The following is a 25,699-nucleotide window of genomic DNA, read 5'->3' as shown; positions in this document are numbered from 1 at the left end:
ACGAAACCGACCCTATCGATGCTTCCTGCCGTTCAAGCGGCAAGTGTTCGCATACGCGTCAGGTTGTAGCCAACCTGGGTCAGCACGAAGAGCTGGTCTACGCGTTCAAGTCCCCGACACATCGCTTGTCGAATTCGCCCGACCGTCTTGCCCCATCCAAACACCTGCTCAATCCGTTTACGTTTTTGCTGGCTCACCGCGTAGCCTGGCCAACGTGTAGTTCGCTCATCAATCGCTGAGCCTCCTGAGCGCCCTTCGTTTTGCGCCACATGAGGCGTGACGCGATTCGAGCGACAACTGGCTACGAAGCCGGCGGTGTCATAGTTCTTATCCGCACCGACCGTGATGCCGCTCGGTGCGACACTCGCAGCATCGGCAAGCATCTGCGCCGCGCAGTCTCGCTCGGCGGTGCCGGTCGCCAGCGTCACCTGCGCGTTGACAACCAGTCCGTGTCGGTTATCGGTCAATACATGGCCCATATAACAGAGCATCGCTCCCGTTCCCTTGCTCTTGCGAAACAGGCGCGCCTGCTCGTCCGTCGTGGACTGGTGCGTTTCGTTACTGCGTTTTTGCCCATGCCAATTGTCATTCGGTGCGGGCGGTTCGTCTGGAGGCGCATCGTCGCCGCTCGGACTCGCCTTGGGCACGAAGCTCTTATGCCCGGCCCACGCCTGAATCAAAGTGCCATCGACGCTGAAATGCTCGCCAGAGAGATAGCCTCGCTCGCGGGCCGTCTCGACCGTCTCGTTGAAGAGCAACACCAGTACATCGTGTTCGAGCAAGCGGTCGCGATTCTTGCTGAACGTCGAATGGTCCCACAGCGTTCCGTCCATCGGCAGACCGACGAACCAGCGGAACAACATGTTGTAAGAAATCTGTTCCATTAACATCCGTTCGCTGCGAATTGAGTACAACACCTGCAGCAACAGCGCCCGAACTAACTTCTCCGGTGCAATGCTTGGTCGGCCACCTCTCGCGTCTGCCTCGTACATTCGCGCGAACACATCATCCATGCGCTTGAGCGAGTCATTGAGCCATGTACGAATCGGACGCAACGGATGGTCCTTCGGCACGAAATCATCAAGCTTCAACACCGTGAACATCGACTCGGTAAAACTATCGCTGCCGCGCATCCGTTCCATCTCGCTCTCGTGAATGACATCAGATTCAACGTTCACCCTTTTATTCAGGATGACCGTTCGACGAGGTATTTCAACGACCTGCTATTAGAGGCCTTAACAAAATGAGCTGTTCAATCTTCGCCAACAGATGATGCAGCAAGCGATTTTCATGAAGGCTTCGTGGATGAAAGCGAGCCGTTCGAAGCGGATGCGTAGCCGGCGAAAGTTGTGAAGCCACGAAATGGTTCGCTCCACGACCCAGCGTGTTTTGCCTAGTCCGCTGCCGTGAGGCTGACCGCGCCGAGCGATTTCGGTAGCAATGCCGGCGGCATGTAGTGGACGTCGATATTTGTCGTGGTCGTAGCCTCTGTCGCCTTGAACGACCCGAGGCTTCGATAGTGGTCGGCCACGCTTGCCGCTGATGGGCGGGATCGCCTCGACCAGCGCTTGAAGCTGAGTGACGTCGTTGCGGTTGGCGCCGGTCAGTATCACCGCGAGCGGGATGCCCTGCGCTTCGGTGATGAGGTGGTGCTTTGAACCGGGTCGCGCGCGGTCTGTGGGATTCGGTCCTGTTTTTGACCTGAGCCCACAGCGCGGATGAGGAGGAATCGACGATGACGCGAGACCAGTCCATTTGGTCGGCGGCACGTAGCCGCGCAAGCAGCAACTCGTGCAACTGGTCCCAGACGCCTGCCTCCTGCCAGTCACGCAGGCGGCGCCAGCAACTCATACCGCTGCCGCAGCCCATCTCACGAGGTAGCAGGTCCCACCGCAGGCCGGTCTGCAAGATAAAGAGGATGCCTGTGAGCACTGCACGATTGTCGAGCGGCTTGCGTCCTGGGTAACGGTGGCGCCGCAGTTTTGGAGGGGGCAGCAACGGTTCGATGAGTGCCCAAAGTTCGTCGTCGAGTATAGGTTTAGCCATTTCCCTTTCGTCGTCGAAACAATGAGCAGGTTAACAGGATTCATCGCGGGTTAGCAGCCCCTTTCTTCTTTTTGTTAAGGCTTCTTAGACGTTGCGGCCCAGTCTGCTGAGAGGATTCGAAATGCGCATAAGTCGCACTACTGTTGATATGCTGCGCGCCTATCTCATGACGGCTTCGATGGTAGCCGTGTGTATCAACGGTGCAATTGTGATTGCAGTTATAGTCTTTCATGTTTCTGAAACTATCTTTGAGGGCTCACCATTCCGACTTGTTGCGATAAGCGCTCTCGTCGTTTGCACCATGACAGTAAGACGTTGAGCAATGCGAGCTTTCCGGCGAGCCCTCGCACGTCACAATGCCGTCGACGCAGGCTCCGGATACCCTGTGCTTGTTGACAGCAGTTGTCCCTCGTTTGCGCTCGTGGTTCTCTATCTCCGCCTGTCCCGAAAGGAATTTATCCTTCGACCGTGATTGAACGGCGTCCAGGAAATCGCTGCAACGTAATATCGATGGTCAAGCAACTGATGGTCGGTCATTGTGTGCAGACGTGGTTCTTCCCGAGCACGGGAGGCTGCCGAAGACTGGAGCTACCGGAAAGGCAACACAAACTCCAAGCCCTTGTCCGTTGAGGCCGGAGTCGAAATTCATCCCGCTTCCACACCGAGTGGCGACACGGGAAACGATAGAAAGGCCTAACCCACTACCGCTTGCTGTCGCGGACGAGCCCCTAAAGAATCGGTCTGCGAGACGCTTCATCTCCTCAGCACTTACACCGGGGCCATCATCTCGCACTGTCAAACGAACAAACCGTGAGTCCATGTCGAGATTGAAGTCAACGGTCCCTCCGCTTTTCCCGTACTTAATCGCGTTGTCAAGGAGATTGTCGACCAGGACACGCAAGAGAACTCGGTCCGCGTAGACTTCAGCGCCTCCGTCGCCGGTAATTCGCAGGCTTATCGACTTGTCATTGGCGACTTGTCGTCTGAACGCTATAGCCTCAGCAACAACATCGCGGAGTACGAACGTTGACAATTTGAGCCCTGCATCCTCATCGAGACGTGCGAGCAACAGCAGTTGCTCGACGAGGTGAGCGCTCCGGTCCACGCCGAGGACGACCCGCTCAAGTGCCTGACGCTGTTGTCCAGCATCTTTCGAAGCCATGGCAACTTGTGCCTGCACTTTAATGGCAGCAAGCGGCGTTTTCAGTTCGTGCGCTGCATCTGCTGTGAACAACCGCTCTCGTGCGAGTGATATGCGCAAGCGCTCGAGAAGGCCATTTGTGGCAGTCACGACTGAGCTAACTTCGCTCGGAGACCGCGAAATTTCGATGGGTCGAAGGTTCTGACCATCACGCGCCTGCACCGCTTTCAAAAGCAACGCGAGAGGTCGTAGACCAATCCCGATGCTAACCCAGACCACAGCCATCATGACAGGAAGGATGAGAAGAACAGGTCGCGCAATGCGTGCCGCTACGCCGCTTACGAGGTCGCTGTGCTCGTTGACTGGTTCCATAAGACTGATGGTTTTCCCACTTCGGGCATCGCGAGCGGTGTATAGCAGCCATTTTTCCGCCTTTCACGTCGACGTCGGTCACGGCGTTACGAGGATAGGCGGCCAAGTCGATAGCTGGGAAGTCACTGCTTCTGGCGATAGTCCGGCCATCCCGGTCAATCACGTAGAAGTGCACAAAGCGGTCTCCGAAATCAGAGTCACGCTCCACGGAACGAGAATGATGAGGAATCTCGTTACGAGCATCGATGCCGTGCTCTGCCAACTTCGCGAGGTCGCCGGCGTCGAGCCCGGAGAGAAGCGGAGCAAGTTGAACAAGTCGAGTCTCGTCCCATTGGAAGACTTCATTCCGAGCAGCGTGGAAGCTCCATGCAAACATCGCGGCCCAAGATAGACCGACGCTTAGCAAAACAAGCCACATCAATCGGTGCCTTATGGACGTCTCTCCCACGCTCATGGCTTCTCTATCACGTAACCCACTCCACGAATCGTTCGTATCGTATCGGCACCAATCTTCTTTCTGAGCGTAGAGACGTGGACCTCAATGGCATTACTCTCCACTTCCTCATCCCAACCGTAGATACTTTCCTCGATTTTGGCTTTCCGTTGCGGTTCGCCAACATGCACAAGCAGATGAACTAAGATGCCAAACTCGCGTGTGTTGAGTTGGAGCGGCATCTCACCCCTCGAAACGGTCATCGTCGCCGGATTCACTGTCAGGTCGCGCCACACAAGTACCTCGGAGGCACGACTTTGCGAGCGTCTCATTAGGGCGCGACAGCGCGAGATGACCTCGCCGAGGTCGAAGGGCTTTCCAACATAGTCGTCGGCACCGGCATCCAATCCTGCTATTCGGTCTTCCGTGGTGTCTTTCGCCGTCAGCACGAGAATAGGAACGGGGTTTCCTTGTGCGCGCAAATGCTCGAGCAGACTTCTTCCCGAAAGACCCGGAAGCCCCAGGTCCAGCACAACCATGTCGTAGCGCGTAGTCACAGCGCGAGCTTGGCGTGTTGTCCATCCTTCGCCCAATCCACTGCGAAGGACGCGTTGCGCAGACCTGCTTCAAGGCCGCTGCCAATGAGGTCATCATCTTCAACCAGAAGTATGCGCATGTGGTGTCCACCGAATCTTCCACCCGAATCCCGTCGTTAGTCTAAGCGGTTATTCGCGCGGTGGGGCAGCTGTCCCTAAGTTTGTGTTCAGGTTCGACGCGTTAATATCTCAACCTAAGCCTTTCTGAGGAGCGACCAACGTGGTTGAGAATCATTTGCAGAGTTACGTGTATAGTCCCGTCGCTCGTATACTTCATTGGCTTATTGCGGGCCTCATCCTTGCTCAGTTCATCATCGGTTGGACGATGCCAGATGTGCATCGCGATACCTTGCCAACGGGCGAGATTGCGTGGCATTTGAGCGTGGGAGCAGTGATTGTCGCCGTAATGGTGGTTCGAATCATCTGGCGGATGACGCACGCGCCCGAACCGGCTGAACTCTCGCCGCAGTTAAGGTTCGCATCGAACGTAACTCATTGGCTTCTCTACGCCTTGCTGCTGGCTGTACCGCTTGCTGGATGGGCTAATGCGTCGGCAAGAGGTTGGATGGTGAATCTCCTAGGCGTACTTCCCTATCCGGCCCTAGCACCGAAGGGGGCGCCGGCAGGAATGGCGCTGGGCGACGTCCACAGCGTGCTCGCTTGGGTGTTGCTCGCGGTGATTGCTTTGCATATCGCGGCAGCCTTGTTTCATCGCTTTGTCTTTCGTGACTCGGTGCTTAAACGTATGCTTTGAACTGCGTGTGAAGGGTGTCGTCGAAGTAGGTTGAACAAGCCCGACCGTTGTGAAAATCGTTTCTTTGTTCGGGCAACCCAGTCGAATGACTGGCCGCCCGTTTTTCACGCATGCGCTAGGGGTAACTGTTTCAACTCGCAGATTTAGAAGTATTTTTATTCTCATCTAAGACTTAGCGTCTTGTATTTTAGCGGTGAGCCGAAGGCGTCCTGTCAACGAATTACTGCAACGGATGATTAAATGGCTTCCGCACAAGAGGTCCGAAAATTTCGAGCAAACCTCGCCGACGAACTTCACAGTGCAGCAATCTACGAGACGCTCGCTCAGGTCGAGCGAGATGAATCCCGCAAGCAGGTGTTCAGTGAGCTCGCGGCGTCCGAGCGTATGCACGCACGAGTCTGGGCAGACAAGCTGAAAGCTCATGGCAGAACGGCGCCATCTGGCTTCAACGCCAAGACGTATCTGATGAAGGGTCTCGTTCATCTGCTCGGGCCTCGCTTCGTCCTTCCGTCTCTCGCCGCCGCCGAGTTTGCAGACCGGAACAAGTACGCCGGCAACCCCGATACCGCACGCATGTCGAAGGACGAGCACGAACATGCGAACGTTGTCCAGGCTATGGCTAACGCCGGAAAGCCCGCCGCTGCTCAGGGCGCAGACATCGCTCAGGCGGAGTCGTGGCATCGTGGCGTCGCGTCAGGTAATGACTTGCGTGCCGCCGTGCTTGGTGCCAATGACGGCTTAGTCTCGAACTTCTGTCTAATTATGGGCGTGGCAGGCGCTGGGACCGGCAACAAGGCTATTTTGCTTACGGCGCTCGCCGGACTCATTGCTGGAGCGTGCTCGATGGCGCTGGGTGAATGGTTGTCCGTGACCAACGCGCGGGAGCTGGCGCAGGCTCAAGTCTCGAAGGAAGCGAACGAGCTCGAGCATAGCCCTGAGTCCGAAGAGCATGAACTCGCGCTAATCTACAAGGCAAAGGGATTGAGCGCTGACGAAGCGAAGCGAGTCGCCGCGCAACTGATGCAGGACAAGGACAAGGCCCTGGACGCGCTTGTTCGTGAGGAGCTGGGGCTGGACCCAGCCGAGCTTGGCGGCAATCCGTGGTCCGCGGCGGGCGTCTCATTCTGCCTGTTCGCGGTTGGAGCAATCTTTCCGGCTATGCCGTTCCTTTGGTCGTCCGGGGCCCCTGCTATCGTTCAGTGCATTGCCTTCAGTGTGCTGGCCCTTGCCGCCATCGGCGTGTTCACATCGCTGTTCAATGGTCGTAGTGCGGGCTTTTCGGCTGTTCGACAGGTACTCGTTGGACTTGCCGCTGCTGCTTTCACGTTCGGCGTCGGCCGAGTCCTAGGAGTGGCGACTTCGTAGAATTCGCGACTTTCTCCCGAGACCACGTGACGTAAATCGGGGTGTGACGCATCGGGCCTGTACAAAGTGATTCCCACCACTCAGCAGTCGAGCGAACATGGCGAGCATCCTGTCGGCATAACTGGCCCTCCAGGCGCGCCCGGCGACGTAGCCCACACCCGTCGTGCCCACCCATTCTTCACCCGAAGCGCGCCCGTGCGGGAGACTTGCCGGCCGATGAAAGCGCCAGTTGATAACAGCTCGGGGACCACGCCGGCCGTGTTCGCGGCTTAAGGAGCATTGACGATTGGATGAAAGCGGGCTTGCGCAATGGCAGAGGCAATGTCGTCCTGATTCAACGACGACACAACCTTCACCGTCTTCGCTGCAATGTCGATTTGTACTTTTGCCGCGGGGTCGAGCTTTGCAACTGCTTTCGTGATTGCGCTGGCACATCCGCCGCACGACATGCCCGGTACTCTGAATTCCATTTCCGCCTCCATCTCATCTGCGATTCCCCGTAGCATCAACTTTCCCATGGTGGGAAGGTCAAGAGGGTTAAGCGGGGCCAGTAGACGCGAACGTCGAACCGTTGAATGGAGTTCTCGCAATGAAGCGTGTAGGGTTGCACACTGACACCTTCCCGCGGTTACGCGGCTCGACACCCCGTGCTAGACTTCGCACCCATGTCCTATTGGCGCAAACTCATTCTCGTCGTGCTGCTTATGCTGAGCCTTCCGGTTCAGTCGTTTGCGGCCGTCTCGATGATTTGTGCGCCGTCGGAGGCGGCCGATGACGAAGCATCGCCCCCCCATCACTTCCATGAATCTGGTGCAGCGGACGTGCATACGCCTGTGGCTGACAGCAATGACCACGATGGTCATCAGCACAACGGCGGCCACCATGCTCATGCCTGTCTGACTTGCGCGTCGTGTTGTGTCGGTGCGGCGCTACCGGTAGTGCCTACGGTTTCCGCTATGGCTGACCTGGTTCATTTCTCCGTCCCAGTGCCTCCCGATGCCGGTGTCGTGTTGTTCCTGACCGACGGCATCGAACGTCCTCCCCGCTTCATTCTCGTCTAATCCGCTCACTCGCGGCCATTCGCTGCGACCAGCAAGTGCTTCTGGCGTCTTTCACGGACGCCGGACGATTAACGACGAGAAAAATTCATGCGAACAATATCTGCGGCGCTCTTGGGCGCAAGCGCAGTGTTGCCGTTGCTCGCGCACGCCACAACAGTCGTGCCCGACCCGACTGATGCCGGGGCATCGGTTCCGTTCGTCGCAGCGCAATCTGCGTTCGACGGATACAAATCCTGGCACGACGGCGACGCGCCGAGCTGGCAACAGTTGAACCGTGCCGTTGCGCCCAGTCGAGGCACGACGGCCATCAAGCGCGGCCAGCAACCAGTTGCGACACCAGAAGAAAAGAGCGGTCACGAACACGGGAGCGAGTCAAAATGATTCGGAACTTCGCCCCCAACCGCGTGGCATTCATCGCCATCGCTATGGTACTTTTGGCCGGCTGCACGACGTTTTCAAAGGACGGTGGATTCAACACCGTGTCGACGACCGCGTCCGAGCGCCTTGGCAAGGATGCGGTCTACATCAAGACCGACGAAGACCGCGACGCCGCATTCAAGCGCACCCAGGAACTGCTGTCGAAGCCGCTCGGCATGGACGATGCCGTCCAGGTCGCGTTGCTGAACAACCGGGGCCTCCAGGCTTTATACGGGGAGCTCGGCATTTCCGAGGCTGACCTCGTGCAGGCGGGTCGCCTGCCCAATCCGGGCTTTACGTTCAGCCACACGCACTGGAGCGACGGCTTTGGAATTAGCCGGACGTTCTCGATGGGCGTATTGGGAATTCTCACGCTGCCCGTGGCGACGCGCATCGAGAGCCGCCGCTTCGAACAGACGAAGCTCGAGACGGCCAACGCGATGCTCGACGTGGCCGCTGACGCTCGCCGAGCCTACGTGAGCGCCGTCGCTGCGGAGCAGGCAGCGCTTTACGCGGCACAGGTCAAGGACTCAGCCGAGGCGGGCGCGGAGCTTGCCTTGCGCATGCGCCAGGCTGGCAGTTTCAGCAAGCTCGATTACGCGCGCGAACAGGCGTTCTACGCTGAGTCGGTCGCGCAGTTGGCAAAGGCCCGGCAGCAGTCAGTCATGGCTCGGGAAAAGCTCACCCGCGCGATGGGACTGTGGGGTTCGGGGACTCAGTACACGTTGCCGGACCGACTGCCCGACCTGCCGAAGGACAGGCCCCAATTGAACGAGCTCGAAAGCTTTGCGATGCAGAACCGTCTGGACATTCAGGCGGCGAAACTGCGGACGCAAAGTGTTGCAAGCTCCTTGGGGCTCAGCAAGGCGACACGCTTCATCAATGCGCTCGATGTCGGCTATCTCAACAACTTCGAGACGGACAAGGGGCGCGAGCAGGGGTACGAAATCAGTGTCGAGATTCCCATCTTCGATTGGGGTAGCGCGAAGGTCGCACGCGCCGAAGCCATCTATATGCAGTCGGCGAACCGGCTCGCCCAGACGGCGATTGACGCTCGTTCCGAGGTACGCGAGTCGTACGCCGGATATGTGACGAGCTACGACGTTGCGAAGCACTATCGCGACGAGGTCGTGCCTCTGCGCAAGACCATTTCGGATGAAATGCTGCTGCGTTACAACGGCATGCTCACGAGCGTGTTCGAGCTGCTTGCTGATTCACGCGACCAGGTCGCGGCCGTCAATGGGTACATCGATGCCTTGAAAGACTATTGGGCTACGGAGACGGACCTGCAGCAGTCGCTCGGTGGACGACTCCCACCTCTCGCTTCGCCACCGGCTGCAAGCCCATCCCAAGGCGAAGCGACTACATCTCAAGCTGCGTCGCAAACGTCTCGGGGCCCTCAGGCGACGGGGCAGGATGCGCCGTCGCCCGCTCACGCGACCCGACCGGCGTTGCCGACGAATTCAGAAGGTAAATGAACATGGTTTCACGTCGAAGTTTTATCGGCGGCTCCGGCGCTGCGCTCCTCGGCGCGGCGTTGGTTAGCAAGGCTGGCGCGGCGTCGCTTCCCGAGGCGCCAACGATGGAAACGACCGCCACACAGCCACCGTTGGTCCCACCCAATGGTCGCCCATATACGCCCGTCGCGACGTTGAACGGCTGGTCACTGCCGTGGCGGATGAAGAACGGTTGGAAGGAATTCCACCTGATTGCGGAGCCTGTGGTCCGCGAGATGGCGCCCGGCATGAAGGCGAATCTTTGGGGTTACAACGGTCAGGCACCCGGTCCGACCATCGAAGCCGTGGAAGGCGACAAGGTCCGCATCTTTGTCACCAACAAACTCCCGGAACACACCACCGTCCATTGGCACGGGATGCTGGTGCCTTCAGGGATGGACGGCGTCGGGGGCTTGACTCAACCACACATCCCGCCGGGCAAGACGTTCGTCTACGAATTCGAGCTCGAGAAGCACGGCACCTTCATGTATCACCCGCATGCCGACGAGATGGTGCAGATGGCTATGGGGATGATGGGCACGTTCATCGTCCATCCGAAGAACCGCAGCGTCATGCCGGTCGACCGCGACTTCGTCTTCCTGATGTCCGCTTACGACATCGACCCGGGCAGCTTCACGCCCCGCGTCAACGAAATGACGGACTTCAACATGTGGACCTGGAATTCGCGGGTCTTTCCGGGCATCGACTCGCTACCGGTGCGCGCCGGCGACCGTGTTCGCATTCGCTTTGGCAACCTGACGATGACTAATCACCCGATTCATTTGCACGGGTACAGCTTCGAGGTCGCAGGAACCGACGGCGGTTGGATTCCGCACTCCGCGCGCTGGCCGGAAGTCACCGCCGACGTCGCGGTCGGTCAGATGCGCGCCATCGAGTTCACGGCAAACCGGACCGGCGACTGGGCGTTTCACTGCCACAAGTCGCATCACACGATGAATGCGATGGGACATCAGGTGCCGAACCTGATTGGCGTGCCACAGAAAGACCTCGCCAAGCGCATCAACAAACTCGTGCCTGACTACATGGCGATGGGTAGTTCGGGAGGCTCGATGGGCGAGATGGAAATGCCGCTGCCGGAGAACACGCTTCCGATGATGACAGGGACGGGGCCGTTCGGCGCGCTGGAGATGGGCGGCATGTTCACCGTCGTCAAGGTGCGTGAAGGACTCGGTCGCAACGACTATCGCGACCCGGGCTGGTTCAAGCACCCGAAGGGCACCGTGGCTTACGAGTACACCGGTGAGTTGCCGGATACCTAACTTGATAGAAGGCCGGAGATGACTTCGGCCGATGTTTGTAACTTCAACTTTGGGAGAGAGCGTGATGAAGAACGTAATTGTTTCGATTGTCATGGGCTGTGCCGTGGCAATTTCGGGGACCGCCTACGCGGCCGGCGACACGGCCAACACGAAAATGGCAAGCGGCGCGCAAGCCAGTGCGGACGCAAAGAACGGCATGTCGCATGGCGAAGTGAAGAAGGTGGACACCGCCGCCGGCAAGCTGACCATCAAGCACGGGCCGCTCGAAAATCTCGACATGGAAGCGATGACGATGGTGTTCAAGGTAAGTGACCCGGCCATGTTGTCGCAAGTTAAGGTCGGCGACAAGATTGATTTCGTCGCAGAAGAAGTCAACGGCGCACTCACTGTGACGAAGATGCAGAAGCAGTGAGCGTGAATGGGGCGCCGACGATATAGCTGTCGAACGCCCGAATCAATCTCGGGAGATAACAATCGTGAATACTCAGACGTACAAGCTTCTTATTCGGGCAGCGACAATCACTGCTCTTGTGGTATCGCCCGCGCTCGCATTTGCCCACGGCAAACTTGAAAGTGCGACGCCGACGACCGGCAGCACAATCGATGGCTCGCCAGAGTCGCTTCGCCTTACGTTCAACGAGGACCTCGAGTCCACGTTCAGCACGATGAAAGTCGTCGATGCATCCGGGTCGCCTGCGACCAAGGAGAAAGCAAAGGTCGACTCGTCGAATCCGCGAGTGATGACGATTGCAGTTCCGAAGCTGGCTCCTGGCTCTTACTCCGTGCAGTGGGCCGTTATGACGCATGATGCCCACAAGACAAAGGGCACTTACACGTTTGCGGTGAAGTGATGAACGACGGTTTCCTTGGGGTTTTGCGGCTCGCGTTTGTTGCGCTTCAAAACATCAGTTTCGCGATTGTCGTAGGCGCGTTGCTGAGTGATACGTGGTTGTCTCGCCGCACGTCGCGATGGCAGACCCGGCTCAGTTGGCACCTGCTCCTCACTTTGCGCATCGCGTCGTTTGCTGTGCTTTTCTGCAGCGCTAGCGCATTCTGGATTCATTGCGCGCTGATGAGCGAATCAACACTCGCGGAAGCGGGTCCCGCTGTCCGCTCAATGCTCGTGGAGACCGGCTTTGGTCACGCATGGCTTGCAGGCGCAGGTTTCATGCTTGTCGTGATGATTCTGTCGCTTGCGCAGTCGGGACATCCGATACGCTCTAAGCGGGTCCTTTGGCTCGCGCTCGCAGGTGTTGCTTTGTCACGTAGCCATGCGGGCCATCCCGTCAATGCCGGCGTACTGAGCATGCCGGTGTGGGTCGACTGGTTCCATTTGCTTGCCATCAGCGTCTGGGTCGGGCTCGTCCTCGTGACAACCTTTGTCGTTCTGCCACGCATGTTCAGTGCTCCAGTTCCCGAGCGTGCGAACGGTTCGGCGTTCGTCCAGTCGCTGTCTGACGCCGCCACGCTCGCGCTGGTCATCCTGTTCGTTACTGGTGCCTACAACGGCTGGCGCGGGGTGAACACGTCTGAGAGCTTACTGACGTCGACGTACGGGCAAGTGCTGCTGCTCAAGTTCGCCCTTGTGCTCATTGCCGCTGCGCTTGGTGCACATAATCGGTTTATCGAGATGCCGCGACTGCTCGCGTCGTTGAAGGAAGCACGTGCGGACGCCACTGCTCGACCGCTGAAACGTTTTGCGGCTGTTCTGCGAGTCGAATCCGTCGTGCTCGCTGGCGTGGTTGGCGCCGCTGCAGTTCTTGTGTCCAGTCCTCTCCCGGGAACGTCCTAAGCGCATACCTCCTCGGACATGCGAAGAGAACGTCCGTTTAGGTGCGTGAGGGAGCCGCTCGAGTGACCGCACGCTGGAGACGGCGGATGGCTGTAATTGGCCGGCTGCCGAAGATCGCAGTTCGCGCGTTGGGGACCCTAGGTGACCGTGGCGCGAACCACCGGTCCCGACGCACTCCCGTCATTCGTACCCGCCCCCTTAGACGACAGGTTCCAGGATACCTGCGGTCATCGGTGCCAGCGTGCGGGCCGGCGCGTGCTCGGCCAATCTCGGTTTTTCAGACCATGGCGCAATTGGAACAGGGCGGATTCAACCGGTCGTCGCAACACCTTTGATCGAGGAGGTGTTTATGGGACGACCAGCGGGCTGGATGCGTAAGTTGACAGGGCGAGGAGCGATGCGCTCGCCAGGTGCGCCGTCGCATCGACGGGAGATCGAGCGGCGATTCTGGGAACAAATCGCAACAGGTATTACAAGCGAGAAGGCTGCAGAGGCGGTTGGCGTGTCGCAGGCAGTAGGCACTCGCTGGTTCCGTCATAATGGCGGCATGCCACTTTCCATGTTGAGCCCGATATCCGGGAGGTACCTGTCGTTCGCGGAGCGAGAAGAGATTGGACTACTTTCGCATCAAGGCGTCGGGGTGCGCGATATTGCTCGTATCGGACGTAGCCCATCAACGGTCTCCCGGGAATTGACACGTAACGCTGCAACGCGTGGCGGGCAGCTTGAGTATCGGGCTTCGGTTGCGCAGTGGAAGGCGGAGCTGGTTGCCAAACGACCTAAACCTTCGAAACTGGTGACTAACCCACGGCTGCGCCACTACGTGCAGGACCGTCTGGAGGGCAAGGTTCGCGACGCTGATGGCCGTGAGATTTCTGGGCCCCGGCAAGCACCATTCAAAGGGAGAAACAAACCGCATCGCGGTGACCGTAAATGGGTCAATGGCTGGTCGCCTGAACAGATTTCCAACCGGCTGCAGACTGACTTCCCGGATGATGAATCCATGCGCATCTCTCACGAAGCCATTTACCAGGCTCTCTATATTCAGGGCCGAGGTGCTCTCAAGCGCGAGCTGGTCAGCTGTCTGCGCACTGGGCGGGCGTTGCGCGTGCCGAGGGCCCGGGCACAGGCCAAGGCTTGGGCGCACGTTAGCGAGGACGTGATGATCTCCAGCCGGCCTGCAGAAGTGCAGGATCGTGCTGTGCCAGGGCATTGGGAAGGTGACCTTATCATCGGCCTGAACCGGTCCGCAATCGGAACACTGGTTGAGCGGACAAGCCGGTTCACCATGCTCGTCCATCTACCTCGCGAGGAGGGCTACGGGCTGATGCCCAGAACAAAGAATGGTCCCGCGCTGGCTGGCTACGGAGCTGTCACGATGGCCAATGCGCTCAAGAAAACCGTGACAGACATGCCTGCTCAGCTGTGGCGGTCATTGACTTGGGATCGTGGCAAAGAACTATCCGATCACGCCCGCTTTACAGTCGAGTCCGGGGTAAAGGTATTCTTCGCCGACCCGCACAGTCCATGGCAGCGCGGCACGAACGAGAACACGAACGGCCTCCTGCGGCAATACTTTCCAAAGGGCACAGACCTGTCCCGTTGGAGCGCTCGAGAGATCCAGGCCGTCGCTAATACACTGAATTTCAGACCCCGGAAAACGCTTGGTTGGAAGACACCGGCCGAAGCCCTGGACGAATACCTGAGGTCTGTTCAATAATCGAGTGTTGCGACGACCGGTTGAATCCGCCCAGTGAACGATCGCGTTTTCCACTTAGTAACATTACTAGACACGCCTGCGGCGTCGCACCTATCGACCCGCATCAACTGCGGAAAACCTCAAGCGTTGCCCATCGTTATCGCAAAGACCTTAGTCCCGCGCAAGGCCATCAGGCGATCGGCGCGGTCGACCCTATATGGCCGACCCCAGCGGGCGGGCCTCAGCTCCAATGGAAGCGCGCACCAGGCGGCCCAGTGTATGTGCGGATCGATTGCGGCGGGCGGGGCCGGGATCCACTGCGGCGCGATCAGCGCTCCGCGCGCCTGCGGAGCGTCGAAAGCGCGGTCCCGATCGCTTCGGTGCGCCCGTAGCGCGCCGAGGGTCGCCGCATTCGCGCGTGCCGTGCGCTGCTCGCGGCGTTCGCCAATGATGGACAGTATCCACGCCGCTGCCTGTCCTCAGCCTGGTTCGATCGAGTTCACGCGCGCGTGCGCAGACGGCGCGGTCCGTATCGTCGTGTCCTCACGGTGCCGGATCGTTCGGTCAGGCGATCGCGCGCGACGTACTTCTCGCACCTTCATAGAATGATGTTCGCGACATCGTTGAATGCGGCGCCTGCAGGCGGCATGTCGCGCCGTGCGACGCGCACCAGCCCCACCACGCGCGTCTGTGGCGGCTGTGTCGGCAGGCGAGCGAGATCGAGCGCGACGTCCGCGCACCGCTCGTCACTATCCTTTTCCACCACGAGGTTCATTTGATTAAACCGCAGCGTGCGGCGCGTCAAGTCAAGGAGCGCCGACGGCTGCTGAAGCACCTCGACGATCGTGCGCAACTGCATGTCGATGGCGTCAGCGGGCGAACCTAATGCAGCGAGCGCCGCCTCGTTCTCCTCAAAGTCGCGTTGCTGGCGAGCGGTATCACCATCGCTATCCGCGAAGGCGATCAGGCCGGACATGCCTGCGCCCCGCCGGCCAAGCATGTGTATGCGCGCCGTGAGCAGCGCCCGGTGCTCTTTTAGCGCATCGCGCCGCGCCTCTTGGGCCGAGACGCGCAACATCGCTTCGAGCGCAAACTGTTCGACCATCCGTTGGACGATCTCCTCCCTGAGCGCCGCCTCGGTCTCGTTGCAGAACCTTATGCGCTTGTCTTCAAACCCAACGGCCGTGCGCGCGACGTCCGAGCGCATGACGCCACCTTCGAGCACGGTGCCGAGCACCCAGCGCTCGACAAGCGTGCTGCTTAGCACCGCGTGGGCGTGTTCCTCGGCGAGGTGGTCGTCGAACCAGGCGCGGAGCTCGTGCGACCGGCCAATCACTTCCGCGACGTCGTCACGTGTCGCGAACATGGCACGCAGATTCGGGTCGTTTGCCCAGGCGCTGGGGGCTAGGTCACGCGGCGGGGGCAGCGCGGCGACGATCTGCCGGACATACCCGAGCGCCTTGCCGATTGTAGGCGCGAGCCGCGATCGGTAAGAGTTCACGAGCTTGACTTGCGGCGAAATGCCCGCGAGCATGTTGCGTTCGAGGGTCGCCTTGAGCGCTGTGTAGGCTTCCGGCCTATCCTGCAGCTTCGACGTGCGCCATTGTGAGAATCGCTCCCAGTCGTAGAGGCCGAGGACCATGAAGGTGCTGAACGAGAAATCAAAGGCAAGGCCGCCTCCATCCGTCGACGCGAAGAGGAAAGATCTCAACGAAAGAACGGCTTGATCGAGTACATGTCAAGCTCCAGCGAGGCCCACCCCTACCCTACGCGCCTGTCCCTATCGCCGACTGATCCACGTCATAGCTGAGGTCCGCGACGGTCGTTTTTTCTGGCTGAAAGCGATGCGTCGAGCGGCATCTAAGCAACACATTACATAAGAAAGATTTCAGCGGCACACGGCTTTCCCCTTTCATCGCCATGTTTTACATTGTCAAGGTAGATCGGCAGTACGTATTGCCACCTTTTCGTGCCCTTCGGGCACCCCTGCCAACGGCCAGAAGAGAGCCTAAGGTGCCCGGGTGGAGTCGAAGCTTCCAATGGACGCTGCCATGACTCAAAATTCCTTGCCTGATGGCTTCGTGAATCGCAGTGCCGTCGACATCGATCACCGCTATCGCCTTCTGATCGACGCAGTCCGAGACTATGCGATCTTCATGCTCGACCGTTCTGGGAATGTCGTGAGCTGGAACCCCGGCGCTCAACGGGCCAAAGGCTATACCGCTGAAGAAATCATCGGCCGGCACTTTTCAGCCTTCTATACGGACGAGGACGCGCAGGCCGGAAAGCCCGGGCGACTGTTAGCTGCCGCCAAAGCGCAGGGGCGAGTCGAAGATCAGGGCTGGCGCATCCGCAAAGACGGCAGTCGATTTTGGGCGCAGGTCGTCATCACCGCTGTGCAGGATGAGAACGGTGAGTTGATCGGGTTCGCCAAGATCACGCGGGACCTGACCGAATCTGTGCGGCTCAGAGAACTGGAGCGCGTTGCAGCGGACACAGCCTTGTTTCAGCAGGCTCAGGAGAATGAAAGAAAGCGCATTGCTCGTGAACTGCACGACGACCTCGGTCAGCGGATCTCAGCATTGAAGATGACGCTCTCGTTGCATGAGACGGAAATTCAAAGATACTTGCCACGCGATGGTTTGGGCTCTCTCACTGGCGTTCGAGACCTTGCCGATCAGATCAACGCGATGGCTACGGCCATGCGACGGCTCGCGGCCGACCTTCGGCCGCCTGTACTCGATGACTTGGGACTGGCGGCAGCGGTGGAATGGATGGCGGAGAAATTTGAGCAGCGCTATGGTGTGCCCACGCGTTGCGAGATCGGTATCGAAGATCTCCGTCTCAACGACCTCGCTTCGATCTCGCTTTTCCGCGTCGTCCAAGAAGCACTTACAAACGTTGCACGTCACTCAAAAGCCAGAGCGGTGGCGATCACGCTGTCCACGGAGGGCGACGACTGCCACGTACGGGTTCGTGACGATGGCGTCGGCCTTCCGATAGATTGGAAACTGCGCCCCGATGCCTTCGGCATGCGCGGCATGCGCGAGCGGACGGCGCAACTCGGCGGAGACCTCTACGTCGACGGTAGCCCGGGCGACGGGGTGACAGTTGCCGCGAGAGTGCCGCTGTCGCGGATCACGACTCAAAATTGAGTGCATCTGGGCCGCGCTCTTTCTCCTCGCCTTCCGTCGTCAGCTTACGGACCATTGCGACGGCGCCCAGCAAGCGTCTCAATTTGAGCGACCGCCATCGAGAACTCGCTGGTCTTGTCGTAGAAATAAGCAGCGCCCGCTGCAGCAGCTGCGCGACGGACCGCCGACGACGCATGATTGGTCAGGACAATCTTTGTTACTGCGCAGCCGCGGTCGCTCAGTTGACTGATGACCTCCAAACCATTGCCCACCCGGAAGGTGTAGGTCGACGACCACGACCTTAGGCATGAGCGCGGAAATCTCTCCGAGCGCGGCGGCGGCCTCGCCGGATGTTCCGACCACTTTCGCTAGCCCGGAGGATTCGATGAGTGCCACCAGTCGCTGAAGCACAATATCGGAATCTTCAACGACATAAACAGAGAGTTTGGAAATTTGTTGGTCCACAGCACACGCTCCAACCGATTCGACGCTGAAAAAGCGGTCCCTTCCGGAGCCATCTCGCGATGGCCGATCAAGCGTCCGACAGCTTCGCCGGCCCCGCGTTGACTAAGATCATTTAGGTTATCACTTGCGTTGCCCAGCCACTGGCTGCTGTCTTAACGGATCTCCGAGACGACGAACCCGATCCGCCTCATGGCACTTCAAAGAGAAGATCATGAACGATCTTGCACACCAAGAACACCGGCGCTCATCGCGAACCACCATAGGCGGCTCAAAGACGAATCGCCGAACTAACCGACCGCGTGGAACGCAATAGCGCGAGCGGCGACCGTCGCCGCAGAGGCAGAGCACCATCTTAGCCTTGAAGCGCTGCGCTGCAGTGACCAAGACAAAATGCACGTTTGGTGCCTGCTTATACTTTCTACGCGCGCTGCGTTCCGCACGGGCCACTGTCGAACCATAGGTGCACCGGATGCGTCACGAGCGGAACGGCTAAGGCGAGTGTCGACGTCTGCTCGACCATGCGCAAGGTCATCGCAGTGAGCTTCGCGCTGCCGTGCGGCTTGATCGACGCCGCTAGGTGTCCCGCGAGCACGGACGAGCGATGCAACGCCAACAAGCACAACGCCATGAACGGCGCAGACAACCGCGATGGGATGAACGAGAACTGTAGCGCCAACTACGGCGTTGAAGGCGAATCCGGCGACATCCAGACTCAGCAATTGAGACAGCGTCAGATCAGGAATCTGCTTGCGACGCTCGCCCTGTCCCGTGGCGTTCCCATGCTACTGGGCGGCGATGAGTTCGGACGGACGCAGTTGGGTAACAACAATCCATATTGCCAAGATAACGGCGTTTCCTGGTATGACTGGCGTCTTGTCGAGCGGAATGCGGAACTGGTCCGCTTCACGCGAGAACTGATGAACTGGCGCAAGCGGCATTCGGTATTCAGCGCGGGCGAATTCTATACGGAAGATCAACTGCACTGGTTCGCCCCGGAGGGCGGTCAACCAGACTGGCAGGGACCGACGTTTGCGATCGGCTGCCTCATTCGCCGTGCCGGGAACGGAGTCGATGTCGACGCCGATGGCGAATCGTTACACGCACTCTGTTTGCTTTTCAACGCGGCTCAGGTGGCGACGGAGTTTCAACTCCCCGAGCGCGATTCTCATCGTTGGTGTCTCGTCATGGATACGGGCCAGGCCGCGCCAGATCACCTCCAGACCACTGCGTCGCAAACGCATGAAGGCGCGAGCTATACAGTCGACGCGCACGCGCTGGCGGTGCTGTCCAGCGGTATCTCATCAGCAAGCGAGTCGGCCGATCGAGCACGTTGGATCGATTGATCGCCGTCGATCGCTTCGACCATCATTACAGAAGGAACATCACAAGCGCCGATGCGCCCATGACGGCGGTGGCGATCCAGCCGAGAAAGCGAACCGGCTTGCTCGCGACATAAGGGCCCATGACCGCGGTGCTCGAAACGAGGACGATGACCACGATCATCAGCGGCACGGCAGCCAGGCCGTTGATGACGGCGCTCCAGAACAATGCCCGCATAGGGCTGATCGGCGAGTACTGGAGCGCGAGCCCGATGAGCACGCTCGCTGCAATGATGGAATAGAACCCTCGGGCGTCGGCCACTTTGCGCTCCAATCCCTCGCGCCAGCCCATCGCTTCGGAGAGTGCGTAAGCACCGGATCCGGCGAGGACGGGCACGCCGATCATGCCCACGGCGAGAATCCCGATCGCGAACAGAAAATACGCGAAATCGCCTGCGAGAGGGCGCAAAGCGCTGGCCGCCCTCGCACCGGTATCGATGTCCGTGACGCCTGCCGCATGCAGTGTCACAGCCGTTGCGAGGATGACGAACCATGCCGTGAGATCCGAATAGAACATGCCGCTCCACGTATCCCATCGAATCCGGCGTAATTCAGTGGCGGCGCTGTCCGGGTCGCTTCTGAGCGGCGTGGCGCGCTTCGCACGCATGTCCTCGACCTCCTCCGAGGCCTGCCAGAAGAACAGATAAGGGCTGATGGTGGTGCCGAACACGCCGAGCACGACGGCAGCCGCGGACGCATCGAGCCTGAAGCGCGGCCATACGGTGCGTAGCGCCACTTGTCCCCACGGCACTTGCACCGTGAAGAGAACCGCCGCGTAGGCGAGCAGCGAGAGCGTCAGCCATTTTAAAGCAAACACATAACGGTGATACGGCACGAAGACTTGCAGCAACAGCGTCACGAATACGAACAACACCGTCATCGAGTGGCGATCGACGCCCGTCATCAGTTCAGCGGCCTCACCCATCGCGGCCACGTCGGCGGCGATGTTCAACGTATTCGCGATCAGGAGCGAGGCGACGACGCCATAAAGCACAGCCGGGGAAAACGCGATCTTGATGTTGGCTGCCAGTCCCTTTCCGGTCACGCGCCCGAGACTGCCGCACATCGACTGAACAGCCGCCATCAAGGGGAAGGCGAGCGGCATCGTCCATAACATGCCGAGGCCGAATTGCGCGCCCGCCTGCGAATAGGTGGCGTTACCGCTCGGATCGTCGTCCGCCACACCCGTGACGAGTCCGGGGCCGACCTGGGCGAGCGGATGCGCTTTGAGACGCGCCTGGAGTTCCTGTATATAGCCGGATGGCGATTTACCCTCGACGCTCATTGATCTTCCCTCGTCAGGCGTGGCCCGATCCGAGACCCGCGCTCGGCGAAGGAATGTTCTTTTCATTCACATCGCACCATCGGATCGCCCATTGCTGCGCTGCCTCGACCGCCTCCGCATCGCTTCCATAGTCGCCGATGTCGCCTGACCACTTCACCTCGCCGGCTTCATCGGCCGGGGAATCGAGAAAGATCTTCGCGCGCGCATAGTAATGCCCGCCCTCTTCGAGGCACGAAGCGTCGATGCGAAACTTCTTGTACTCGAAATCCATAATGGTCTCCCAAGCTGTCCAAGAAAGTCTCTGTGATTGCCTGATGCAACCGGCTGTTTGCCCTATCGACAGAATGCGCGTAACGAACAACACGCGTTTGACTCTGATCAATTGCCGCGGAAAATCGGTCGCACAAACCGACCTCGGTCTCAATGGCTCCAGACGCATCGACGGTGCCTCGCCAATCATTGATCCATGTCATCCGTGAGGAGCGGACACACGTCAAGCTTGCTTCAGGCCCCTACCGACGACCAGCATCATGCGTATCACCGTTCACCTTGACACGTTCGACCGCGTGAGTCCCTGCGCCTACGCGATCATCGAGATCGACAAGCGGTCAGGACACTGGAAGTGCCTGAGTCAACGCGGACTTCACCTTCCACGCGAAGGCGTCATCGTAAAAGCTGACGCGGGCACCGAATTGCGCGTCGCGCGAGATCATGAGTTGATCTGCATACTCGAATCGTTCGACGCGTTCCCTGAAGGACCGTTCGAGGGCCAGACCGGCCCGACGCTCTGGTACGGCGAACAAGGCATTCAACCCGCACCCGGTCACTGGCACGTCGAGTTGGTGACGGACGAATCCGCAGACCTTGCATCTGACGCGGCCTGAAGAGACGGGCATATCCTCGCGATGAATCTCATCACGCCGTTCCAGAACCGCACGCGAATCGCGTATTTCTCGATGGAAATCGCGATCCATCCCGAGATCCCCACATGCGCTGGCGGCCTGGGCGTGCTGGCCGGAGACACGGCACGGTCCTGCGCGGACCTCGAATTGCCGGTCGTATTCGTCTCTCTCGTCAGCCGCGCGGGGTATTTCCGGCAACGGTTCGATCCCGAAGGACGACAAGTGGAGGAGCCCGACACATGGGATCCGGCCTCATGGTGCACGCCCATGGACGCCATGATTGCCGTGCGAATCGAACAACGGTTGGTATGGATCCGACCCTGGCTTTATGTTCACTCCAGCGATCACGGCCACATGATTCCGGTCCTCCTGCTCGACACGGATCTGCCGCAGAACGCGCCGGAAGACCGCACCATCACGCATTTTCTTTATGGCGGCGACGAGACCTACAGACTCAAGCAGGAGATCGTACTGGGCATAGGCGGCTTACGCCTGCTGCGAGCACTCGGCTTGACGGTCGAAACGCACCATCTGAACGAGGGGCATGCCGCTCTTCTTCTGCTCGAATTGCTCGATCGTTCCGCTACCAGAGGCGATGGCAAACCGCAATACGACACCGCGTATGTGCGCTCGTGCTGTGTCTTCACGACGCATACGCCGGTCGAATCCGGACATGACCGCTTCTCATACGAACTCGTCCAGCGCTTGCTGACGGACTTCATTCCGCTGGACATCATCAAGCAGTTCGGCGGCAACGATCAACTGAACATGACGCGCCTCGCGCTCAATCTCGCCGGCTTCGTCAACGGCGTCGCGCGACGGCATGCCGAAACGACTGCGCACCTCTTCCCGGGCTACCCTATTCATGCCATCACAAACGGCGTGCATCCGCAGACCTGGACGCACCCCGCGTTCGCCGAACTGTATTCCAGGCGCTTTCCGCACTGGCGGCATGAACCGGAGCAACTCGTGCGCGTGCTCCAGTTTTCCGAGGACGATCTCTGGCGTTGCCATGAGGCGGCCAAGCAGAATCTCATTGAGGAGATCGAGCGACGCGTCGGCAAGACACTCTCGTCTTCCGTGCCGATCATCGGGTTTGCCAGGCGAATGACCGGCTACAAGCGGCCCACGCTGCTTTTCCAGGATCTCGCCCGACTGGCGACCATCGCCGAGCGATGCTCGTTTCAGGTTGTCGTTGCCGGGAAAGCGCATCCACGCGATGCGGAAGGCAAGGCTGCGATCGAAGCGATACATGCGATCGCACGACAACTGGAAGGGAAAGTGTCGTGCGTCTTCTTGCCGAACTACGACATGCGCATTGCGAAAGCGCTCGTGAGCGGCTGCGACATCTGGCTCAACACGCCCTTGCCTCCGCTCGAGGCATCCGGCACGAGCGGCATGAAGGCGGCGCTCAACGGCGTGCTGAATCTCAGCATTCTCGATGGCTGGTGGATAGAGGCTTGCATCGAAGGCGTGACGGGCTGGGGAATCGACCGTCCCGGCGACGACGAGCACGAGCACGCGCAGGCGCTTTATCGAAAGCTGAGCGATGTCGTTCTGCCGCTGTACTACGACGAGCCCGGTCAGTGGCGACGTATGATGAAACAGTCGATCGCCCATATCGCCTCCTACTTCAACAGCCAGCGAATGATGCGCCGATACGCGAGCGAGGCGTATCTTCGTTAGCGGCTCACTCGGAGTCATACCCATGCGCGTGACGCTTCATCTCGACGGAAAGACACCTGACGGACCGTGCCCCTATGCCGTCATCTGGCTCGACGCTGCCACAAGAACGTGGCAGCGCGAAGGATACGTAGGAATCGACCTGCCTGAGTCGGGCAAGCTCACCACTGACGGCATCCACGCGCTCGTATGCGGTTCGAATAATATGGCTGCGCTCTGCGTGCTGGAAGCATTCGATCTGGAACGGCCACGCCGCGGCGCGAATGGTATCGCGCAGTGGTATGGCACTCCGAGCGTGACGGCGCAGTCCGGGCGCTGGCTGGTCGAGCATGTCGAGGCCGGCGAAGCATCGGTCAACGCCCAGAGACGCAAACGGCAGACGATCGACGAATGAGGCCGCATCGATCCCGATCGCGTGGTCTTACTGTTGCTCAGGTTGATACGTATCAACTCCCCGCGCGCCTGGGATGTTAATTTGGCGTCGAACATCATCACCCGATTGGCGACATCATGCTTAGAGGTATTGCGATATTGGCGCCTCTCACTTTGCCCGGCTCATTTATGGTGTTGGGCCTCGCCTGCCTGCATCCTGGTGTACGCGCGAAAGCAACGGCGCTCATCGGGCTACGCCCTGATTATGGGATGCACATTGGCTCGCGCCTGCTGCAAAGACATGTCGGCATCAACCGGGGACGGTGATTTTGAAGGCCGGTGAGGAAGAAGCCTACATCCGGGCGATGACCAGTGAGTTTGCGGCGCAACTCCACGTACGAATGCCTGAGGTCCGCTTCGTGAATTCGAGCGCGCCGGCCGGCTACGATCCTCTGTTCAACAGAATCGAGCTCGGCCACGCCGTTTTTGGCCTTCCGAGTTCGATAGTGAGGGTGATTGTTGCCCATGAGCTCGGGCACGCCACGCAACGCAACGCGTTATTGCTCGAGATGTTGACGCATACTCTGGGCAAGGGGCTGGTCTTCGCGGTGCCGTCGCTGCTGTACGCATGGATGCCGCACCAAAAAGCATGGGATATTGTCATTCCCGTGGCCGTGTTCGTCGTCGCGTACGGCGTGTACGTCTGGTCAGCGCATACGCACGAGTCGAAGCATGGCGTCGCGCTGCAAGTGGAGGCAGACAGGAGCGCCGCCATCCTATGCGGTTCAGAGCCGACTCTGCGCGCGCTCGAAACGCTCTCGACCTGCACCCGAATCAGGCCAGAAAGGCTGGAAGCGCTTCGGGCCCGGCTCGCGCACGAGCAACATCCGGTTGACGCAAGTCAAAAGCCCGGCGGCGACAACTGCGGATACTGAGCTTTCATCTGGCAACCGATGACGCTTGCCGCTAACCATCCCGGCTACGGAATTCGACCATGACCAACCTGATGAAGGCCGCCGTCGTGCGCGCATTCGGAGAACCTTTGAGCATCGATGAGGTTCCAGTACCGACGCCGCACCGCGGAGAGATCCTTGTGAAAATCGCCGCGTCCGGCGTCTGCCACACGGACGTGCACGCGGCCGACGGGGACTGGCCGGTAAAGCCCCCGCTTCCATTCATTCCTGGTCACGAGGGCGTGGGGCATGTCGCGGCTGTCGGGGCCGACGTAACCCACGTAAAAGAGGGTGATCGTGTCGGCGTTCCCTGGCTCTATTCTGCCTGCGGTCACTGCGATCATTGCCTCTCGGGGTGGGAAACGCTCTGCCATGCGCAGCAGAATACCGGCTATTCGGTGAATGGCGGCTACGCAGAGTACGTGGTGGCTGATCCGAACTATGTCGGGCATCTGCCGAAGAATCTCGGCTTCGATGAGGTCGCGCCCATCCTGTGCGCTGGGGTCACCGTGTACAAGGGCATTCGTGCGACAGACACGCGGCCGGGCCAGTGGCTCGCCATATCGGGCATCGGCGGCCTGGGACACATGGCGGTCCAATATGCGATCGCCATGGGCCTGCATGTCGTTGCCGTCGATGTCGATCCCGCCAAGCTCACGCTCGCACGCGAACTCGGCGCGAAACTGACCGTCGACGCGTCTACGGCCGACCCCGCCGCCGTCATTCAGAAGGAAATCGGCGGCGTGCATGGCGCGGTCGTCACCGCGGTATCGCGCAGCGCGTTCGCTCAGGCGCTCGGCACGTTGCGCCGCGGCGGCACCGTATCGCTTATCGGTATTCCACCTGGCGACTTTCCCTTGCCGATTTTTTCGACCGTGCTCAACGGCATCACCGTGCGCGGCTCGATCGTCGGCACGCGGCGCGACCTCCAGGAAGCGCTCGAATTCGCGGCGGAAGGCAAGGTGCGCGCCCATATTCATCGCGAGCGGCTGGAGAACATCAATGCGATTTTTGCCGACCTCAAAGGCGGCAGGGTCACGGGACGCGTTGTGCTGACGCTCGACTGACCGCTTC

General features: G+C 59.6%; 24 protein-coding genes and 1 pseudogene. 17 read left to right on the top strand and 8 right to left on the bottom strand.

Annotated features, from left to right (window positions below):
• Positions 1-32 precede the first annotated feature (32 nt).
• The 4 genes and pseudogenes from NCS00_RS29620 to NCS00_RS29605 form a co-directional block, all read right to left on the bottom strand.
• Positions 33-1,133: an IS5 family transposase gene (locus NCS00_RS29620; protein WP_250442075.1), complete on the bottom strand. Its 1,101-nt coding sequence runs from the start codon at positions 1,131-1,133 to the stop codon at positions 33-35.
• 102 nt (positions 1,134-1,235) lie between these two features.
• A protein-coding gene (locus tag NCS00_RS29615; protein ID WP_250441790.1) for an IS5 family transposase occupies positions 1,236-2,046 on the bottom strand; the annotation gives its coding sequence in 2 pieces (ribosomal slippage) (positions 1,236-1,719 and positions 1,718-2,046; 813 coding nt in all).
• 514 nt (positions 2,047-2,560) lie between these two features.
• A complete protein-coding gene (locus tag NCS00_RS29610) occupies positions 2,561-3,559 on the bottom strand; it encodes an ATP-binding protein (RefSeq protein WP_250441789.1) in 999 nt (332 codons plus the stop codon).
• 450 nt (positions 3,560-4,009) lie between these two features.
• Positions 4,010-4,668, bottom strand: a pseudogene (locus NCS00_RS29605) (response regulator).
• A gap of 140 nt (positions 4,669-4,808) precedes the next feature.
• On the opposite strand from NCS00_RS29605, the gene NCS00_RS29600 reads away from it, so the two are divergent.
• Entirely contained in the window at positions 4,809-5,342 is a 534-nt protein-coding gene (locus NCS00_RS29600) for a cytochrome b (RefSeq protein ID WP_250441788.1), read from the top strand.
• 240 nt (positions 5,343-5,582) lie between these two features.
• The gene (locus NCS00_RS29595; protein ID WP_250441787.1) at positions 5,583-6,707 is read left to right on the top strand and encodes a VIT1/CCC1 transporter family protein; all 1,125 of its coding nucleotides are present in this window, start codon (positions 5,583-5,585) and stop codon (positions 6,705-6,707) included.
• Between the two features lie 269 nt (positions 6,708-6,976).
• On the opposite strand, the gene NCS00_RS29590 is transcribed toward NCS00_RS29595, so the two are convergent.
• The gene (locus NCS00_RS29590; protein ID WP_250441786.1) at positions 6,977-7,177 is read right to left on the bottom strand and encodes a heavy-metal-associated domain-containing protein; all 201 of its coding nucleotides are present in this window, start codon (positions 7,175-7,177) and stop codon (positions 6,977-6,979) included.
• 195 nt (positions 7,178-7,372) lie between these two features.
• Between NCS00_RS29590 and NCS00_RS29585 the strand changes: the two genes are divergently transcribed.
• From NCS00_RS29585 to NCS00_RS29550, 8 genes are all read left to right on the top strand, one after another.
• Positions 7,373-7,768 carry a hypothetical protein gene (locus tag NCS00_RS29585; RefSeq protein ID WP_250441785.1) on the top strand — a complete coding sequence of 132 codons (396 nt, stop codon included), beginning with the start codon at positions 7,373-7,375 and terminating at the stop codon, positions 7,766-7,768.
• Between the two features lie 87 nt (positions 7,769-7,855).
• Positions 7,856-8,149 (top strand): hypothetical protein, encoded by a 294-nt coding sequence (locus tag NCS00_RS29580; RefSeq protein ID WP_250441784.1) that lies wholly within the window; start codon positions 7,856-7,858, stop codon positions 8,147-8,149.
• On the top strand, positions 8,146-9,663 hold the full coding sequence (locus NCS00_RS29575; protein WP_250441783.1) for a TolC family protein: 1,518 nt from the start codon (positions 8,146-8,148) through the stop codon (positions 9,661-9,663). Before NCS00_RS29580 ends, NCS00_RS29575 begins: the two co-directional genes overlap by 4 nt.
• A 2-nt stretch (positions 9,664-9,665) precedes the next feature.
• Positions 9,666-10,961 carry a multicopper oxidase family protein gene (locus NCS00_RS29570; RefSeq protein ID WP_250442074.1) on the top strand — a complete coding sequence of 432 codons (1,296 nt, stop codon included), beginning with the start codon at positions 9,666-9,668 and terminating at the stop codon, positions 10,959-10,961.
• 64 nt (positions 10,962-11,025) lie between these two features.
• Positions 11,026-11,373, top strand: coding sequence for a copper-binding protein (locus NCS00_RS29565; protein ID WP_250441782.1), 348 nt, complete (start codon positions 11,026-11,028; stop codon positions 11,371-11,373).
• Positions 11,374-11,437: 64 nt separating this feature from the next.
• Positions 11,438-11,812 carry a copper homeostasis periplasmic binding protein CopC gene (gene copC / locus NCS00_RS29560; protein ID WP_250441781.1) on the top strand — a complete coding sequence of 125 codons (375 nt, stop codon included), beginning with the start codon at positions 11,438-11,440 and terminating at the stop codon, positions 11,810-11,812.
• Entirely contained in the window at positions 11,812-12,753 is a 942-nt protein-coding gene (locus tag NCS00_RS29555) for a CopD family protein (protein WP_250441780.1), read from the top strand. Before copC ends, NCS00_RS29555 begins: the two co-directional genes overlap by 1 nt.
• Before the next feature lie 370 nt (positions 12,754-13,123).
• Positions 13,124-14,473 carry an IS30 family transposase gene (locus NCS00_RS29550; RefSeq protein WP_250442073.1) on the top strand — a complete coding sequence of 450 codons (1,350 nt, stop codon included), beginning with the start codon at positions 13,124-13,126 and terminating at the stop codon, positions 14,471-14,473.
• Between the two features lie 577 nt (positions 14,474-15,050).
• Here the strand turns inward: NCS00_RS29550 and NCS00_RS29545 are convergent.
• Positions 15,051-16,163 (bottom strand): hypothetical protein, encoded by a 1,113-nt coding sequence (locus NCS00_RS29545; RefSeq protein WP_250441779.1) that lies wholly within the window; start codon positions 16,161-16,163, stop codon positions 15,051-15,053.
• A 340-nt stretch (positions 16,164-16,503) separates the two neighbouring features.
• Here NCS00_RS29545 and NCS00_RS29540 point away from each other — a divergent pair, with 340 nt between their 5' ends.
• Together NCS00_RS29540 and NCS00_RS29535 are read left to right on the top strand one after the other, a co-directional pair.
• Entirely contained in the window at positions 16,504-17,607 is a 1,104-nt protein-coding gene (locus tag NCS00_RS29540) for a PAS domain-containing sensor histidine kinase (protein ID WP_250441778.1), read from the top strand.
• A 962-nt stretch (positions 17,608-18,569) separates the two neighbouring features.
• Positions 18,570-19,394 carry a GlgX family protein gene (locus tag NCS00_RS29535; protein ID WP_250441777.1) on the top strand — a complete coding sequence of 275 codons (825 nt, stop codon included), beginning with the start codon at positions 18,570-18,572 and terminating at the stop codon, positions 19,392-19,394.
• 25 nt (positions 19,395-19,419) lie between these two features.
• Here the strand turns inward: NCS00_RS29535 and NCS00_RS29530 are convergent, their stop codons facing one another.
• Positions 19,420-20,715, bottom strand: coding sequence for an NRAMP family divalent metal transporter (locus tag NCS00_RS29530; protein WP_250441776.1), 1,296 nt, complete (start codon positions 20,713-20,715; stop codon positions 19,420-19,422).
• A gap of 13 nt (positions 20,716-20,728) precedes the next feature.
• A complete protein-coding gene (locus NCS00_RS29525) occupies positions 20,729-20,986 on the bottom strand; it encodes a hypothetical protein (RefSeq protein ID WP_250441775.1) in 258 nt (85 codons plus the stop codon).
• Positions 20,987-21,245: 259 nt separating this feature from the next.
• Between NCS00_RS29525 and NCS00_RS29520 the strand changes: the two genes are divergently transcribed.
• From NCS00_RS29520 to adhP, 5 genes are all read left to right on the top strand, one after another.
• On the top strand, positions 21,246-21,599 hold the full coding sequence (locus NCS00_RS29520; protein WP_250441774.1) for a DUF3564 family protein: 354 nt from the start codon (positions 21,246-21,248) through the stop codon (positions 21,597-21,599).
• Between the two features lie 21 nt (positions 21,600-21,620).
• Positions 21,621-23,303: an alpha-glucan family phosphorylase gene (gene glgP, locus NCS00_RS29515; RefSeq protein WP_250441773.1), complete on the top strand. Its 1,683-nt coding sequence runs from the start codon at positions 21,621-21,623 to the stop codon at positions 23,301-23,303.
• A 22-nt stretch (positions 23,304-23,325) separates the two neighbouring features.
• Positions 23,326-23,694: a DUF3564 family protein gene (locus NCS00_RS29510; protein WP_250441772.1), complete on the top strand. Its 369-nt coding sequence runs from the start codon at positions 23,326-23,328 to the stop codon at positions 23,692-23,694.
• 301 nt (positions 23,695-23,995) lie between these two features.
• Positions 23,996-24,607 (top strand): hypothetical protein, encoded by a 612-nt coding sequence (locus NCS00_RS29505; protein WP_250441771.1) that lies wholly within the window; start codon positions 23,996-23,998, stop codon positions 24,605-24,607.
• A 59-nt stretch (positions 24,608-24,666) separates the two neighbouring features.
• Entirely contained in the window at positions 24,667-25,692 is a 1,026-nt protein-coding gene (gene adhP / locus NCS00_RS29500) for an alcohol dehydrogenase AdhP (protein WP_250441770.1), read from the top strand.
• The last annotated feature ends 7 nt before the right edge of the window (positions 25,693-25,699 follow it).

Origin of the sequence: Caballeronia sp. AZ1_KS37 (assembly GCF_023631165.1) — a bacterium.
GTDB lineage: Bacteria > Pseudomonadota > Gammaproteobacteria > Burkholderiales > Burkholderiaceae > Caballeronia > Caballeronia zhejiangensis.
This window is presented reverse-complemented; position numbering and strand designations above follow the sequence as displayed.